Raw genomic sequence first — 16,576 nt, forward strand, 5'->3', positions numbered from 1 at the left:
CCACCATTAGGCGTAGCTATTTTTACAATTATTGCTTATTCAAATTATATTCCTTTATCTAACTCATAAAGTTTACGATACTTTTCATTTTCTTTCAGAAGTTGTTTATGACTACCTTGCATGACAATTTGGCCACGATCAAGGAATATAACTTCGTCTACATGTTCTATTCCTACAAGATGGTGCGTAATCCAAATAACCGTCTTTTCTTCCGTTGCAGAAAACATTGTTTCAATTAAAGACAATTCTGTTTTTGGATCTAAACCGATAGTCGGTTCATCAAGTACAATAATTGGTGTTTCTTGCATAAGAGTTCTAGCAAAAGCAACCCTTTGTCTTTCCCCACCAGAAAACCGCTTTCCCATTTCATGCATTTTTGTTTGTAATCCGTCTGGAAGAGAAGTAACATGTGAAGCTAATTGTGCTTTCTCTAAAGCTTTCCATATCTCTTCATCCGTCGCCTCTGGTTTGCCAATTCGTACATTATTTCCAATTGTCGTATCAAACAAATGCGGCTTTTGATTTAATACAGAAATATATTTAGATAAAAGATTCGTATTAGCTCGTTCACCATTTAGTACAACTTGGCCATTTACTGGGCTTAACGCCCCTGTTAACAATTTTAGTAAAGTAGATTTCCCTGTCCCACTTCTCCCTAAAATAGCAATTTTCTTCCCTGCTTTTATTTGTAATGATACATCTTTTAATACAATCTCATTACTATCTGGATAACTATACGATACGTGATTCAGTTCAATATCTACATGTTTTGGTTCAATATAATCTTTCTCTCCATGCAAATCCGTTTCATCATGTAAAACACTATCACTTTCTACGCCATTAAGACGATGGGTAGATTCTACATACGACGGTATTCGATCGATGGCATCTGCAATAGGAATAAGCGCGTTCGTTACAGATAAAGTCATTAATACGAAAGCTGCGATAACTGTAGGAGCAATTTGTTCACTTGCCGCTTCATTCCCAGTCCATATGATCATCGAAATAACTACAATACCTACTACTAATTGAATGATACTGTCCCGAATATGATACCAGCGTTTCACTCTCTTTTCGATTTTTAACAACTGATCATTTTGTTTTACATACTCATTAATAAATTCATCTTTACGACCACTTGCTTGCCAATCAGATAATCCAAAAACAGCATCTGTCAGTTGTTGATACAAACGGTTTCTTCCTTGCTTTAAAGTAACATGATGTTTCTTCATCAAAAGTAATGATACAAACGGAAGAAGAAAAACGATAATAGCTAACATACAACCTACAATAAGTGCAAAAACAAAATCAAATGCACCGATAACAAGTACGAAGATACTATAAACAACTAGCGCTAATATGCTAGGAAATATTGTACGTAAATATAGGTTTTGCAAATGCTCTATATCTTCGGATAACACTCCTAACATATCACCCGTTTGAAATCGAGAACGGAAAAATAACGCCTGTGGTTCTACTATTCTATATAGCCTCGTTCTCATTTTTTCTAATATACGTAGTACGACATCATGTCCGACTAAGCGCTCTATATAATGAAATACAGCTTGCCCTATACTAAACGCTCTTGTTGCAACAATAGGAACATATACAGCCATTACATTTTCTGGTCTAAGGGCAGATTTTGAGATCAAATAACCTGAAATAAAAAGTAACATCGCTCCTGAACTAACTCCAAGAAGACCAAGGAAAATAGTTAAAGTCATTCTACCTTTATTTTGTTTTATATAAGGTTTAACCCAGTTACTCATTTCTCTCCCCTCTCTTCCCTATGAAAATGTAATGTCTCATTCTCTAAAAGTTCTTCATACGTCCCACTTTCTTTCATTTCCCCTTTATTTAAAATAAGAATATAGTCCATTTGTTTCATCCAATGTAGACGGTGGGTTGCTAAAAATACTAACTTTCCATTAAATAGACGTAACATCGCTTGCTTTATTTCAAATTCGGTTTCAATATCAAGATGTGCCGTAGGCTCATCTAATAAAATGATTGGTTTTTTACTTAAAAGCGCACGCGCCATAGCAACACGCTGTTCTTGTCCGCCACTTAGCATACGTCCACCTTCTCCAATTCTTTCGTGCATCCCATTTGGAAGTGATGTAACGAGTGAACGAAGGCCGACTTCATTAATAACTCTTTCAACTTCTTCATCTGTTGCATTTGTTTCATAAAAACGAATGTTATCCTTTAATGAAAGCGGAAAAATATAAGGTTGCTGGGGAATATAAGCGATATTTTTTTGCCAATCTTCACGATTAGATCCATCAACTTCTACACCATTTACTAACATCTTTCCACTCGAAGGAGATAAAAAACCTGCTAATACGTCGATTAACGTCGATTTGCCTGCACCACTTTCACCAATAACACCAATAGCACCGTTACCTTCCCAAGTAAAATTAATTCCTTCTAATATAGCCTTTTCAGATTCAGTATTATTAACTTTGATGTCTTGTAATTTCAAGCTACTAGAGGCATTCCATACTATATCTTCATTTAAATCTTTCTTTTGTATTCCTTTTTGTTGTTGCAAAATCTCTTCTATTTGCTCCATCGCAATTTGTCCATCTAATGTCGCATGATAATTTGCTCCCACTTGTTTAATCGGCAGAAAATATTCCGGAGCTAAAATCAAAATTGTAAGGGCTGGTAATAGTATAATCGTTCCATCTATTAAACGTATCCCTAATCCAACTGCCACAAACGCAATTGATAAACTCGTAAAGAAATCTAATGCAAAAGAAGAAAGAAAAGCAACTCGCAAAGTACGCATCGTTGCTTTTCTATACCTTTTACTTACTTTTTCAATCTTTCCTTCGTGCTGTTCACTTTTCCCTAAATACTTTAATGTTTCTAAACCTTTTAACGTATCTACAAAATGGTTCGAAAGTACACGATATATCTCGTACTGACTATCTGCCATTTTTTGCGCTGCTAATCCGAGAAGAATCATAAATATGATCACGATAGGAATCGTTACAACTAAAATGATTCCAGACTCAATATCTAGTGTAAAAACATATAGTACAATTAGACCTGGAACGATGCTACTTCTAATCATTTTAGGAATCGTTAATTCAATATATGTTTTAAATTTCTCAATCCCTTCAATTGATAAGGTAACCAGATGACCAGTCCCAACAGTTTGAACATACCTTGGACCTAATGTGAAATATGCCTCTACTAGTTGTTTTCTTAGTAACGACCCTGTTTTTTCAGCAAAACGTTCCACTAATATTTGTGATGTTCGAACTACTATGTGACGCGCTGCAAACGCGATACCAAAATAAACAATTTCACTTAATATTGTTTGTACTGTCTCTCCATGAAATAAAAACGTAATAGCTCGTGCTAAAAAGATTGTTTGCGCAATAATACTAAAAGCTTCTAAAATACTAATAATCGTTAACGCTACATATAAAATACGGCTACCGGGATAAGACGGAAGTCCTCTTTTTCTTTTCATTAGTACTCCAAATCGTTGTCTGACTTAACAGGTTGTCTAAATACATAATAACTCCATATTTGACTTCCGATAACGAAAGGCAAAATAGCAATCGCAAAGTAAGTCATAAGTTTTAATGCATAAGCTCCTGATGCTGCGTTGTAAATTGTCAAATCATTCATTGCTCCTAAAGAGCTAATCATAACACGTGGGAACATACCGATAAATACACTCGCACTTAGTAAAATGATTGTTAAACTCGTCATAAAGAAAGCCCAACCATCTCTTCTTCTTTTATTTAATAAAGTGGACACTAATAGTGCTACAAAAGCTCCGATTGGCACCATAATCCATTCTGTTCCATGAGCAGTGAAAATGTCGGTTTTCCATAACCCCACACCAGCAAAAACAAGAAGTGTAATTAATGAAAATGGTGCAATTTTTATTGCAGCAATTCGTGCACGTTCTCTCAATTTACCAGTTGTACGTATCGTAAGAAATTGTAATCCGTGAACAATACATAGTAGGAGAAACATTACTCCTCCAAGTAACGCAAATGGATGAAGTAATTGCAAGAATCCACCTACAACATTTTTACTCTCATCAATAGGTACACCTACCATAAAGTTTGCAATCGCAACTCCCCAAAGGATAGGAGGTAACATACTTCCAATAAACATCCCCCAATCCCATGCACTCTTCCATTTATGATTATCTATTTTCGCACGAAATTTAAAGGAAACACCTCTTAAAATTAAAGCAAGAAGCATAAATACAAATGGAATATAAAAACCACTAAATAAAGTTGCATACCAGTGCGGAAATGCCGCAAACATGGCTCCACCAGCACAAACAAGCCATACTTCATTCGCGTGCCAGAACGGTCCTATTGTATTTAAGTAAACTCGTTTTTCAAAATCATTCTTTCCTAAAAACCTCGAAACCATTCCTACCCCAAAGTCGAAACCTTCCAGTACGAAGAATCCAACAAATAAGATTGCAATAACTAAAAACCATAACTCATTAAGAGATAACATACTCTTCCTCCTTATCAAATGGATCATGGCTTTGATAATCCTTTTTCGTTTTCTTATTCTTGTGGCCCTTAATGGTACGAACAAATAAGTACACACAAATTCCACCCATAATTAAATACATTGATGTGAATGAAATAAGTGAGAATAATACTTCACCGAATGTTACATTTGGTGATACAGCATCTTCTGTTTTCATTACACCAAATACAACCCAAGGTTGACGACCCATTTCAGTCATAATCCACCCTACTGTATTACCGATGAATGGAAGAGAAATTGCATACACCATTAATTTTAAATACCACGTTTTTTCAGCTAAACGATCTTTTCTTGATAAGAACCATCCGTAAGCTCCTAGAAGAAGCATGAATGTTCCACTCATTACCATCGCTCTAAAACTCCAAAACATTGTATGCACTGGAGGAATATAGTCTCCAGGTCCATATTTTTCTTCATATTGTTTTTGAATTTGATTCATCCCTTCAACTTGACCGCTAAACTTATCATATGATAATAGACTTAGCATATAAGGGATTTGAATTTCAAACGAATTTTCTTTCTTCTCTGTATCAATTTTCGAAAATACTGTAAATGGCGCTGGATCCTCACTTGTATTCCATAGCGCTTCAGCTGCCGCCATCTTCATTGGATGTGTCTTAATTAATTGTTGCGCTTGTGCATGACCGAAGAATAATACAAGCGCCGTTGTAATTGTTCCAACAATGATAGAAATGCGGAAAGATTTTTTAAATACTACAGTTTCTTGTCCTTTTGTAATTTTCCATGCACTTACACCAGCAATAAAGAATGCACCTGTTGCAATTGCCGCTGTAATTGTATGCGGGAATTGTACCCATAGTTGTGGGTTTTGAATAATGGCTAAGAAATCATTCATTTGCGCACGACCATCAGCTGCCATTTCATACCCGACAGGTGACTGCATAAATGCACTTGCAGTTAAAATCCAGAATGCTGATAACATCGTTCCAATTGAAAGGAGCCAAATACACATTAAGTGAATTCGCTTCGGTAATTTATCCTCACCGAATACCCATAAACCTAGGAATGTAGACTCAATGAAAAATGCCAGTAATCCTTCAATTGCAAGCGAGGGACCAAATACATCACCTACAAAACGTGAATACGTTGACCAGTTCATACCAAACTGAAATTCTTGTAAAATACCTGTTACTACACCTACTGCAAAGTTAATAAGGAATAATTGCGTCCAAAACTTTGCCATCTTCTTATATACTTCTTGCCCTTTTACCACATACAACGTTTGCATGATCGCAATAATAAAAGCTAAACCAATTGACAGCGGAACAAAAAAGTAATGGAAAATCGTTGTTGATGCGAACTGTATTCGTGCCAATTCAAGCGTTTCCATACTAAAATCACTTCCTTCATAGTTTTTATAATAAAAGTTAATTGAGCAATCTTATCAAACTCAATTATTAAGAAATACGAAAAGACAAAAACATTTTGTATGTATTGTCGAAAAATATGAAGTTTCAGTTTTTCAAACTATTGTAATGCTATTTTTTACCTTTTCACTATTTCTGTAGTGTTTTATTCGTTAATCGAATTGTATAATATACCTGCATAGTAAATTCAGGTTATTTTTGACGTATTATTGACATCATTTTGTCTGAAATATGTCTTTTGTCATTTTTTTGAATCAGATTTTTTTCATTAGCAAAATGTGTTTTTTCAATATACGGCTTACTTTTATATCTATAAAACAATCGTTTTTTCTTCATACACTTGACTTTCACCCGAAAAAATGTCCTCGAAACCACCCACGATAAATGCTTGTTTTTTGTCAAGAGAAAAATGTATTTTCAAAATTCAAACTCGAAATAATGTTATTCAAAAATAGAAAATAACTTCCCTCTTCCTCGACTAAAAGTTCATTTTTTTGTCATTTTTCCAGAACAAATAAAAAAAACTGAAAGTCGATTAGACTCTCAGTTTTTTTATTTATTTTGCTGTATGTTTTCTAACGGCTGGTAAAATTTCAGTAGCAATTAATTCAATATTTTTCTCAATTTTATCAAATGGTACACCGCCAAAATCAATTTGTGCCATAAAGCGTTGTTGGCCAAATAATTCATATTGGTACAGCATTTTCTCAATGATTTGTTGTGGGCTACCAACCATTAAAGCATCACGGTAATCTATTGCATTTGTAAATTGCTGTTTCGGATACCCACCACCGCGCAGTGTAAGCATACCAGCATTAATGTGAGGGTAATATTCACTAAGTGCATCTTGTGAATTTTTTGCCGTATAAAATAAACTCGTTGTCGCAACTGGTAAACTAGCTGAATCAAATCCACTTTGTACAGCCGCCTCGCGGTAAGCATCTACTGACACTTTAAAGTTAATTGCTGGACCACCAAGTGTTGTTATCATCATTGGTACACCTGCACGTCCCGCTTTAATTGCACTAGCTGGTGGACCTCCAACCGCACGCCAAATTGGTAAGTTATTATTTTTCGCTCTCGGAATAACCGATGCATGTGCGAGCGGTGCTCTGAACTGTCCATTCCATGTGACATGTTCCTCGTTATTAATTTTTAATAAAAGATCCATCTTCTCTTCGAATAATTCTTCATAATCATTCACGTCATAACCAAGTAAACTATATCCTCCAATACGAGATCCACGACCAGCCACAATTTCTGCACGTCCATTAGAAATCAAGTCAATGGTAGCGAAATCCTCATATACTCGAACTGGGTCAGATGTACTTAATATCGTTGCAGAACTTGCAATTTTTATATTTTTCGTAGCTTGTGCAATAGCTCCTAAAATAACTGTATGAGCTTGTGTTGTAAAATGCGTTTGATGACTTTCGCCTACAGCAAACACATCAAGCCCTGCCTCATCTGCTAACTTAGCTGTTTCAATTAGTTCGTGAATTCTTTTTTCTGGCGTAATTTTCTCCCCATTATGTGGATTTAAAACATGATCACCAATTGAATATAATCCAAACTCAATTCCTTTTCTTATATCTATACGGTATTTTTCCATAGTTACTCTCCTCTTTAATAAAGTAGTATTAGTTTTTTTCTAAAAACGTTGGTAAGTCAAGTATATCTCCGTATTACCTACACCTTCACTTGATTAGTCAATTGATAGTGTAAAAAAAATTACTCTTGCGGTAATTCTTTTTTTTCACTATGCTTATGAACTTTCGTCATTAGCTCGTATAATATTTTCTGCTCTTCTTCATTTAATACATCATCAAAAAACGAAGATTGAAATGCAAGTTGCTCTGGCAATGCTTTCTCTAAGGCCGATTCCCCTTGCTCTGTAAGACTAATTGTTTTCGTTTTCCAATCTTGTTTTCGTACAATATATCCTTCTTTTTCAAGACGAGTTAACATTCGAGAAATGCCACCTTGTGTAACAGTTACCTTTTCAGCTAACTCCATTTGTGTTAGTGGTTGATACGTACGTATTTGCAAAAGCACATCAAATTGAGCTGTCGTTAAATCAAAACGTTTTAAAAACTCATTTGACATTTGATTACTTTGGTTCGTAAATCGTATTAAACGTAACCATATTAATGATCCTATCGTATTATCACGCATGTTTGATCACTTCCTATCGTGAATCTTACTATCACTTTACTACGCAAGTGATAGTAATGCAAGAGAAAATCACATTTTTTATATAACTCAACTTACTTTTACTTAACTAAAGGCATCACTCGTGTAGTATTAGGTCTACTTGCCATTCTCTACATCTCCATAAAAAAAGGATTAAGCTCCAACGCCAATCCTTATCATGCATTTATTTTTTGTTTTCAAAACAATATGTTTGAAATTCACATCGTCTTCTAATCTATTATTTTCTTTTATCGTACCGTAAATTCATTTGAGCATACCGTCTTCATGTAAAACTTGTATAAGTTTGCATAAAAGGCTCTTGTTTACACCAATTGGGCTCTTACGGGATAAATCATTTAAGTTCTACTTTTACTTCCTCTTTAGACATAACATCAGGTCTATAAATTAATTCAAGATTAGAATCACCTTTTTTCGCTTCAAATGTTATGGCTCCTGTTAACTTACCGTTTGGATCTACATCTTTAATTTTAAAAATATTTTTATTACTAGTTGAAAATGTATGGTCCACGATACTTCCATCTCCTCTTTCAAGGTAAAAATCTAATGGATTAATTCTAACTTTTTGATTACCAATATTCTCTACTGTAACATGAACAATAACAAACTCATTACCTTTTTCCAGCTTATCATATTCTGCCACTTGTGCTATTTGTACTTTATGGACTGTTAATTTTTGATTTCTAATTTGAGTAGTTTTTTCAACATTATATTCTCTTGTATCTTCATTCTTCGTATTTTCTTTTTTGGCACTACTTTGCTCTTCCTTCGTATTATTTGATACAGTTTTAGCTACTTCTTTCTTCTCATCACATGCCGATAAACTGAAAGCTAACGTCCCTGCTAAAGTGACTGTCGCGATTTTTTTAAACATAAATTCCCTTCCCCCAATGTAAAAATGATAAAAATCCCCAAAAACTATATATTATACTAACAGATAAATGAACAGCATATTGTCGTTATGTGTCGAATGTAATAAGGCTATGTATAAGTATGAAGTCTTACTTTGCTTCATCTCTCAACTGTTCGACATATGATAAAATTTTAACAATAAGACATCCACCTTACTTACGAACTCTTTATTCCCATAACTATGTGTATCATAAATTTTTAAATAAGAAAAAATTAAAATAAAATGATAAAATTAAACAAATCACTAATATAAAGGTGGGCAGAACATGCATATTTCTAAACAATTTATAAAACCATTCCCTGAATATGAAGACATATTTTATGATGATTTGGAACAACATAAAAAGCACTTTTTACCCATTTGTTCTATAAACTTACAATGTATTGAACCGGAATTGGACGAATGGGTACATATTGTGTCAGCAAAAGAAATCCATGATGGTTGCGTGGGTGATTTCACCAAACCATTTCACACAAATTTTACGAAAGCAGATACATTAGGATTCGATGTCATTAATGGAAAATATAAATTTGAAGCGGATTGGAATTATTTCGAAATCGAACAAAATAATTCTGACATAATAGAACAAGCCTATGAGAGTAATAAAAGAGATTATCAAATCCGTAAAGAGTATTTTCAACGTAATCAAAAAATTTATCCTTATTCTAGCTTAGGAAAAGAAATAACATCTGTAGAAGTATTAGAACAAGAGTTTGTTGAAAAACAAACAAATGGCTGGGGATTAAATTATCCTGTGGTAAATGGTATCCTAGATGATGTTCGTTTTATGACAGAAGAAGGTGAAGAATTATTAGAAGACTGCGATAACGAAGACGAAATTTTTGACTTTACGAATCTTCTATATGTACCAAAAGATGAATATGGACATCCCTTTACATATGTTGGATTTGTTACAGGATATTATTTTCAAGCTTATGGTGCCGATCGTATTTACTTATTCTTTAATAAAGAATTAAGAAAAGCAGTAATTTGTTTTGAATATACATAAGATAATTAAGAAAAGTCCATTTTGAACATTATTACTTGAATCAAAATGGATTTTTTATAAATAATTTATTTCTATTTCAATTCCGCATCTACTGTGAAATGTGTAAAACCTCATATAATGTAATATCCCCTATCTCTTCAATTTCAGGCTTTACTTCATAAAATTCAAACTGACTATATCCCCACTTATCTGGGTTATACACTATTACATTCCCTTTACAATTTTCTGTATTCTGGACATTCTTATTAAAAAAGTTAAATTGAGTTTCAATCAATGAATTCTTTTGAGAAATACTCCCCACGTATTCAACAACATACTTACATTTCTTAAAATCATCACTTAGATTAACAACTAATGGAACACCTATATTTATTTGTTGCCATCCAAAAGATTGTAAAATATTATCATAATATCCTTCAAAGATAAATTTGTTCATTCCTTCATGGCCATTCCAAATATATAAAGGTGCATAACAGTTATAGAAATTCCCGTCCTTACCTACCTCAGTAATTAAATAAGCTTTAAAATTCAGGTCTTGAAAACCATCAGTTTTATGCCCATTATCCTTTACCCTATTCCTAATAATCTTTATATCATAATCCTTTGGCAAAATGACCTTATATTGCATTCCAATCATGTTTATCACTCACTTTCTATCCTATATACATAATGATAAACCGATGATTGACTAACGTAAAATAGGTATAAATTATGTTTGGTATCATTTATAATGATAGTGCATAAGGGGCTGAGATACATGGAAATAAATGATCTTATTATATTCAAAACTGTGGCCAGTGAGGGTTCTATTAGTAAAGCTGCTAAAGAGTTAGGATATGTTCAACCGAACGTAACTGAGCGAATCAAAAAATTAGAACAAGAATTAGAAACGCCTTTACTACATAGAGATAACAAAGGCGTTTCCTTGTTACCTGCTGGTGACATTTTATTAGATTACACGAATAAAATATTAACTCTATTAGAAGAAGTAAAAGATGAAATTAAAACGAGTGGTTCTTCTTATATAATAGCGACGTCACAATCTATTTTGACAAATTATTTAAGTAAGCGTATTGAAGAAAACTTCAGAAATTATCAAATATATGTAGAAAGTAGTAGTCATTTGCAAAAATTACTTCAGCAACAAAAAGTTGATATGGTCATAACTTATGAGGATTATCCTGACGCATCGTTTAAAAAAGTGTTCACAACCTCAATTTCTGTAGGCTTATTAAAAGCGAAAGAAAAATGTACCATTGATTATTCAAAAGAAATTTTCTTCGTTAGCAATGACAAAAAGTGCCCTTTTAGGAATAAGACAATACAATTTCTAAAAGAAAACAATCTATCTCAGCGACAACTTCAACATTTGGATTCTTATTCGCTTATAGAAGAGTTTATTGATGCTGGAAAAGGAATAGCTTTTTTACCGATTAAAAATGATACATTAGTAATAATTGAAGATGTTCCCCTTGAGAATTTAGCTGTTCATTTTTTTACGAATCAAACCTTTATAAAGCATATCCCTGATGAACTATTTGATTAATAAAATGACTTTGATTACATACTTTTTTCAAAATAAAAATCCCTCTTTTACGAGTATAAAAGAGGGATTTTTATTTTGTATACAATTGATTTTTCACACGTTTTGCTCCACTTCTGTACTTTTCTCCTTTTTATTCCTTTTAAAACTCTTCAATTTCTTAACCGTCCCAACCAATCCTTTCGGAAAAACGAGTAGCACGATAATATACAATAAACCTAGAATAATCGTCCATCTTTCAAAAATCGGATATTCCGTCGCTAGTTCTGATAAATAATATTTTAGTGATTCAATAATCCCAGACCCAGCAATTGCTCCAATTAACGTTCCAACCCCACCAATCATCGTCATCAATAATGCATTTAATGTCATTTCAATTGAAAATACAGTCGTATTGACAAAGCGTAATGTAATAACAAATAAACCACCGCTAATTGCAGCTACTATTCCTGCCACTACACTTGCGATTATTTTATAATGGAGGACTTTATATCCAAGTGCTTCAACACGTTGTTCATTTTGTGAAATTGCCTTTAATACTTTCCCAATAGAAGACTTTGTAAAAAGACGTAATAGAATAAAAATAAAGCATAAACATACAAGTGATACATAATAAAAAGTAAAACGATCACGGAATATTTCTGGTACCCCAAATGTAAAACCATCTCCTCCGTGAGTAAGCCCACGCCATTTTTCAGCAAGTACGAAAAACAACTGTGAAATAGCAAGTGTTAACATTGCATAAAAATGACTTTTCAATCGTAAAGAAAGCAAACCAATTATATAACTAACGATTGCTGAAACGATAATTGCAGCTACTATTCCAATTAAAAAGTTCGTTATTGATACGCCTTGTCGATCAAATAAAAGCGCTACCCCATATGCTCCTATCCCAAAGAACATACAATGACCGAACGATACAATTCCTGTATACCCAAGCAATACATCAAAACTCATTGCAAAAATAGCAAAGATGAAGATTTGAGTGAACAAAATTAACAAGCTCCTTGAATCATTTACGAACGGAAATACACTTAAACAAATGAGCATACATACTCCAAAGTATACTTTAATTCGGTCCGATGTGTTGTTCACCATTTCACCCCTTTTCACCAACAAGTCCAGTTGGCTTCACTATTAAGAAAAATAGTAACATTAACATATTAATTGCAAGTGATAAATCTGGTATAAAATACGCTGTAAAAGCACCAGCTAATCCGACAATTAAAGAAGCAATAGCTGAACCTTGAACGCTTCCTAATCCACCGATAATTACTACTATAAAAGCTAAAATTGCATACTGCATGCCCATCTCGGCGAAAATAACGCCCGAATACGGAGCTAATAAGAATCCTCCCAAAGCTGCCATCCCTGCTCCTAATAAAAAGACGAAAGAAAATATCGCTTTTACATTAATACCAAGCGCTTGAACCATTTCTTTATCCATTACACCTGCACGGATCATAAGACCTATCTTCGTCTTTTTGAGTAATAGTAGTAGTGCAATGTAAATAATTATCCCAATCAAAATAACAAATAGACGATATTTAATTAATATAATACCTCCGAATGTAAAACTTCCTTGTAACCATAACGGTAATTTTGCACTAATAGGGTTTGGCCCCCAAAATATTTTAATACACTCACTAAGAACGAGCATTCCTCCAAGCGTAACGAGCAGCTGTCGAACATGATTTCCATATACCGGTCTAATAAGAAACCTTTCTAAAATAAATCCTAGGAACATTCCCATGGCTACTGCTCCAACTAAAGCTAATATATAACTTCCTGTCATATTAAATAACCAAACACCTGTAAATGCTCCCCATGCAAATAAACCACCGTGTGCAAAGTTTAAAACGCTCATTAGACCGAAAATAAGTGAAAGACCTGATGCTAACAAAAAAATGAGCATCCCTGTTGAAATCCCATTTACAAATAAATTGATTAACACATCCATCCTTTTCACCTCGGATTCATGTTAAGAGATTCCTAAATATTTATGACACATTTCCTTATCCTTTTTTAATTCATTCATAAAACCGTTATGAACAATTCGTCCGTTATCCATAATGTAAAAATAATCACCAATTTGACTAGCCATCATAAAATTTTGCTCAACAAGTAAAACTGTTGTTTTCTCTTTCATCTTCAAAATAGCTACCATTAATTTCTCCACCATTATCGGGGATAGCCCTTTGCTCGGCTCATCAATAAGTAATAATCCATCACTATTAATAAACGCTCTTGAAATAGCCAACATTTGCTTTTGCCCTCCGCTCAAGAGCCCACTTTTCTTATTCCAAAACTGCTTTAAATCCGGAAATAGTTCCAGCATCCACTCTATTTTCCCTTCTACTTCCTCACCTTTTCCCCTAGCAAGAGCGAATGTTTCTTCTACTGTCAAATCATGAAAAATACCTTGATTTTCTGGTACATACCCTATTCCTTTCCTTGAAATTAAATGTGTAGGTAATCCACTTACTTTTGCACTATCATAATAAATTTCACCATCTGCAATCCGGTGAAATCCCATAACTGAACGTAATGTCGTTGTTTTCCCTGCCCCGTTTCTACCAAACAGTACAGTAATCGTCCCTTTCTCAACAGCAAGAGATACTCCTTGCAAAATATGAAACTGATCTAAATACGTTTCTATATTATTCACTTGTAATAGTGCCACTATATAATCCCCCTAAATAAGCACTTTGTACACGCTCATCTTTCATAATTTCTTCTGGCAATCCTTCAGCCAATAACTCTCCATGAAATAAAACGATAAGATGATCTGACAAACCTAGTATCATATCCATTTTGTGTTCGATAAGTACAATTGTGCTCTCTGGATGTTTCTTAATATTTTCAATTACTTGTAATATAGCAGGGACTTCCTCAACCGAAATACCTGCCGTCGGCTCATCAAGTAATAACACATCCGTTTTTAAAGCCAATAACATCGCAAGTTCTAGCTTTCTTTTCTCTCCATGTGCCAAATCTTTCGCTAATATGTTCTCTTTCTCGTGAAGTAATACTGTTTTTAAGAAACGTCTCGCCTCTCCAACTTGTTGCTTTAATTTTGCTGAACTCGGGAAAAAACTATAGTAATCTTGTACGAATGATTGAACACTTAAACGGACATTTTCAAGTACCGTTAATTCTGGGAATATGTTTGTAAGCTGAAAAGAGCGACCGATTCCTAAGCGTGTTCGATCTGAAATCGATAGTTTTGTAATATCTTGCCCTTTAAAATACACTTCACCTGTTGTAGGTGAAATCTGTCCACTTAGTAAATTAAATAATGTTGTCTTCCCCGCACCATTTGGCCCAATAATAGAAATGAGCTTTCCTTTTTGGACAGTTAAATTTACATCTTTAATAACTTGATGTTCACCAAAAGATACACTAAGATTTTTCGTCTCTAGCAAATGTGTCACGAAATCCCTCCCTTTAAAGCCGTGAGTATGAAGGAAATATGTATAAAGAGGGTCCCCCCTCTTTATACAAAAACAACAGAAAATTCAGTCTATTTATTTTGAACTGGTGGTTCTGTTTCTTTCATCGTTAATTCTCGCTCTAACACTGGCACCGGATAATCAACACCATCTTGCTTTTTCAATGTGATAGAATACAGCGTCTGCATCGCTTGGTGGTCCTTCTCTCTAAACTTCATCTTTCCTTTCGGTGTATCAAATTCCATTCCTTCCATTTTCTTAATCAAGGTATCTACATCTGTATCACCTTTTGTTTTCTTTAAAGCTTCTACAATAGAAATTGCTGCTGACATTCCTCCCGCTGTAAACAAATCTGGCACTACACCATTAAAACGTTTTTTATGCTCTTCAACTAGCCAATCATTCACTTTATTTTTTGGAAGTGTGTGATAATATACAGAAAAACCTTGCATACCTACTAATGCATCCATTGTTTTTAATGCTGGTATATCTGGCGCACCTGTAGAAATTTTAATACCTTGTGCTTCCACATTCATATCTTTCAACTGTTTCCAAGGTGAATTTGCCCCTGCCCAAACGATAAATAAATAATCTGGTTTTGAACTAATGATATTTTGAATATTCGCTGTAAAATCTGTTGAATTTGTATCCGCGTATTGCTCATTCACAATGCTCGCACCTAATTTTTTCGCACCCGCTTTAAATGCAGCAATCCCTTCACGACCAAAAGCGTTATCTGGGGCAAATGTCGCAATCTTTACATCTTTTTTCGCAATTGCTGCTGCTCCTGCAATCGCATCTTGTGAGGAACTTCTTCCAGTTCTAAAAATATATTTATTCCAGTTCTTCCCGGTAATACTATCCGCAACTGCCGGTTCTACAACCATAATCTTTTCATATTCCCCGGCCAGTGGTAAAACCGCTAACGTATCACTTGAACTAGACGATCCAACTAAAAAATCAACTTTCTCTTCTTCTAATAACTTCGTAGCTTTTTTAACTGCTACATCCGCTTTCGTTTCTGTATCTTCTACAACAAACTTAATCTTTTTCCCATCTACTTTCCCAGTTCCACCAGTTGCATAATCTAACCCTAATTCAAATCCGTTCACTGTTTGTTTTCCATACGATTCTAGCGGTCCTGTTAAAGAAGCAAGGACTCCTACCTTAATCGTTTTTTCATCCTCTGTACTTGTTTTCTTTCCTGAACAAGCTGCCGTTATTAATAACGAACCTAAAACACAACCAGTAAACATTGTCTTTAGCCACTTACGTTTTTTCATCGACATTGTGATCCTCCCCATACTTTACTTTCTGATAGAATCAAACACGCCAAAATCCCCTGTCCGTAATCATGACTAACTAATTCGATAGATAATGGAAAACTCTTGTAGTACCCTCTACATTCGGCACAAATATATAATCACCTTCCTATGTAATGGAAACGGACATACAATCAATATATATTCTGCAATCCAATTGAAAATACTGTTTCATTTCAGTAATGACCATACAAAA

The 16,576-nt window shown here is 34.1% G+C and carries 15 protein-coding genes; 2 read left to right on the top strand and 13 right to left on the bottom strand.

Annotated elements, in window-relative coordinates; translation table 11 throughout:
• Positions 1–44: 44 nt before the first annotated feature.
• From cydC to EBQ15_RS24610, 7 genes are all read right to left on the bottom strand, one after another.
• Positions 45–1,769: a thiol reductant ABC exporter subunit CydC gene (gene cydC, locus EBQ15_RS24580; protein ID WP_000073648.1), complete on the bottom strand. Its 1,725-nt coding sequence runs from the start codon at positions 1,767–1,769 to the stop codon at positions 45–47.
• A complete protein-coding gene (gene cydD, locus EBQ15_RS24585; protein ID WP_000824025.1) occupies positions 1,766–3,487 on the bottom strand; it encodes a thiol reductant ABC exporter subunit CydD in 1,722 nt (573 codons plus the stop codon). The genes cydC and cydD overlap by 4 nt, the downstream gene beginning before the upstream one ends.
• Positions 3,487–4,503: a cytochrome d ubiquinol oxidase subunit II gene (gene cydB / locus EBQ15_RS24590; RefSeq protein ID WP_000950083.1), complete on the bottom strand. Its 1,017-nt coding sequence runs from the start codon at positions 4,501–4,503 to the stop codon at positions 3,487–3,489. The genes cydD and cydB overlap by 1 nt, the downstream gene beginning before the upstream one ends.
• Positions 4,490–5,893 (bottom strand): cytochrome ubiquinol oxidase subunit I, encoded by a 1,404-nt coding sequence (gene cydA, locus EBQ15_RS24595; RefSeq protein ID WP_000448869.1) that lies wholly within the window; start codon positions 5,891–5,893, stop codon positions 4,490–4,492. The genes cydB and cydA overlap by 14 nt, the downstream gene beginning before the upstream one ends.
• A 593-nt stretch (positions 5,894–6,486) precedes the next feature.
• Positions 6,487–7,542, bottom strand: a complete 1,056-nt coding sequence (locus EBQ15_RS24600; protein WP_000417538.1) for an LLM class flavin-dependent oxidoreductase — start codon at positions 7,540–7,542, stop codon at positions 6,487–6,489.
• Positions 7,543–7,661: 119 nt separating this feature from the next.
• Entirely contained in the window at positions 7,662–8,105 is a 444-nt protein-coding gene (locus EBQ15_RS24605; protein ID WP_001205528.1) for a MarR family winged helix-turn-helix transcriptional regulator, read from the bottom strand.
• Between the two features lie 370 nt (positions 8,106–8,475).
• On the bottom strand, positions 8,476–9,015 hold the full coding sequence (locus EBQ15_RS24610; RefSeq protein ID WP_000473158.1) for a DUF4352 domain-containing protein: 540 nt from the start codon (positions 9,013–9,015) through the stop codon (positions 8,476–8,478).
• Between the two features lie 304 nt (positions 9,016–9,319).
• Between EBQ15_RS24610 and EBQ15_RS24615 the strand changes: the two genes are divergently transcribed.
• Positions 9,320–10,063: a hypothetical protein gene (locus tag EBQ15_RS24615; RefSeq protein WP_000548215.1), complete on the top strand. Its 744-nt coding sequence runs from the start codon at positions 9,320–9,322 to the stop codon at positions 10,061–10,063.
• Between the two features lie 88 nt (positions 10,064–10,151).
• Here the strand turns inward: EBQ15_RS24615 and EBQ15_RS24620 are convergent, their stop codons facing one another.
• The gene (locus EBQ15_RS24620; protein ID WP_000579875.1) at positions 10,152–10,700 is read right to left on the bottom strand and encodes a DUF4865 family protein; all 549 of its coding nucleotides are present in this window, start codon (positions 10,698–10,700) and stop codon (positions 10,152–10,154) included.
• Between the two features lie 120 nt (positions 10,701–10,820).
• Here EBQ15_RS24620 and EBQ15_RS24625 point away from each other — a divergent pair, with 120 nt between their 5' ends.
• On the top strand, positions 10,821–11,609 hold the full coding sequence (locus EBQ15_RS24625) for a LysR family transcriptional regulator (protein WP_000404990.1): 789 nt from the start codon (positions 10,821–10,823) through the stop codon (positions 11,607–11,609).
• 93 nt (positions 11,610–11,702) lie between these two features.
• Here the strand turns inward: EBQ15_RS24625 and EBQ15_RS24630 are convergent, their stop codons facing one another.
• The 5 genes from EBQ15_RS24630 to EBQ15_RS24650 all read right to left on the bottom strand — a co-directional run bounded on the left by EBQ15_RS24630 (position 11,703) and on the right by EBQ15_RS24650 (position 16,347).
• On the bottom strand, positions 11,703–12,656 hold the full coding sequence (locus tag EBQ15_RS24630; RefSeq protein WP_002083259.1) for a branched-chain amino acid ABC transporter permease: 954 nt from the start codon (positions 12,654–12,656) through the stop codon (positions 11,703–11,705).
• A 49-nt stretch (positions 12,657–12,705) separates the two neighbouring features.
• Positions 12,706–13,566, bottom strand: a complete 861-nt coding sequence (locus EBQ15_RS24635) for a branched-chain amino acid ABC transporter permease (protein ID WP_000382787.1) — start codon at positions 13,564–13,566, stop codon at positions 12,706–12,708.
• 21 nt (positions 13,567–13,587) lie between these two features.
• On the bottom strand, positions 13,588–14,289 hold the full coding sequence (locus tag EBQ15_RS24640) for an ABC transporter ATP-binding protein (RefSeq protein ID WP_001196696.1): 702 nt from the start codon (positions 14,287–14,289) through the stop codon (positions 13,588–13,590).
• Positions 14,267–15,040 carry an ABC transporter ATP-binding protein gene (locus tag EBQ15_RS24645; RefSeq protein WP_000149337.1) on the bottom strand — a complete coding sequence of 258 codons (774 nt, stop codon included), beginning with the start codon at positions 15,038–15,040 and terminating at the stop codon, positions 14,267–14,269. Before EBQ15_RS24645 ends, EBQ15_RS24640 begins: the two co-directional genes overlap by 23 nt.
• An 89-nt stretch (positions 15,041–15,129) precedes the next feature.
• Entirely contained in the window at positions 15,130–16,347 is a 1,218-nt protein-coding gene (locus EBQ15_RS24650; protein WP_000062003.1) for a substrate-binding domain-containing protein, read from the bottom strand.
• Between the last annotated feature and the right edge of the window lie 229 nt (positions 16,348–16,576).

It is taken from the genome of Bacillus sp. 2D03 (assembly GCF_003946765.1).
Classification (GTDB): domain Bacteria; phylum Bacillota; class Bacilli; order Bacillales; family Bacillaceae_G; genus Bacillus_A; species Bacillus_A cereus.

Bases quoted from the DNA above. Each gene is read 5' to 3' on its own strand.
- cydC (WP_000073648.1), bottom strand. From the start codon at position 1,769: ATGAGTAACTGGGTTAAACCTTATATAAAACAAAATAAAGGTAGAATG.
- cydD (WP_000824025.1), bottom strand. From the start codon at position 3,487: ATGAAAAGAAAAAGAGGACTTCCGTCTTATCCCGGTAGCCGTATTTTA.
- cydB (WP_000950083.1), bottom strand. From the start codon at position 4,503: ATGTTATCTCTTAATGAGTTATGGTTTTTAGTTATTGCAATCTTATTT.
- cydA (WP_000448869.1), bottom strand. From the start codon at position 5,893: ATGGAAACGCTTGAATTGGCACGAATACAGTTCGCATCAACAACGATT.
- EBQ15_RS24600 (WP_000417538.1), bottom strand. From the start codon at position 7,542: ATGGAAAAATACCGTATAGATATAAGAAAAGGAATTGAGTTTGGATTA.
- EBQ15_RS24605 (WP_001205528.1), bottom strand. From the start codon at position 8,105: ATGCGTGATAATACGATAGGATCATTAATATGGTTACGTTTAATACGA.
- EBQ15_RS24610 (WP_000473158.1), bottom strand. From the start codon at position 9,015: ATGTTTAAAAAAATCGCGACAGTCACTTTAGCAGGGACGTTAGCTTTC.
- EBQ15_RS24615 (WP_000548215.1), top strand. From the start codon at position 9,320: ATGCATATTTCTAAACAATTTATAAAACCATTCCCTGAATATGAAGAC.
- EBQ15_RS24620 (WP_000579875.1), bottom strand. From the start codon at position 10,700: ATGATTGGAATGCAATATAAGGTCATTTTGCCAAAGGATTATGATATA.
- EBQ15_RS24625 (WP_000404990.1), top strand. From the start codon at position 10,821: ATGGAAATAAATGATCTTATTATATTCAAAACTGTGGCCAGTGAGGGT.
- EBQ15_RS24630 (WP_002083259.1), bottom strand. From the start codon at position 12,656: ATGCTCATTTGTTTAAGTGTATTTCCGTTCGTAAATGATTCAAGGAGC.
- EBQ15_RS24635 (WP_000382787.1), bottom strand. From the start codon at position 13,566: ATGGATGTGTTAATCAATTTATTTGTAAATGGGATTTCAACAGGGATG.
- EBQ15_RS24650 (WP_000062003.1), bottom strand. From the start codon at position 16,347: ATGTCGATGAAAAAACGTAAGTGGCTAAAGACAATGTTTACTGGTTGT.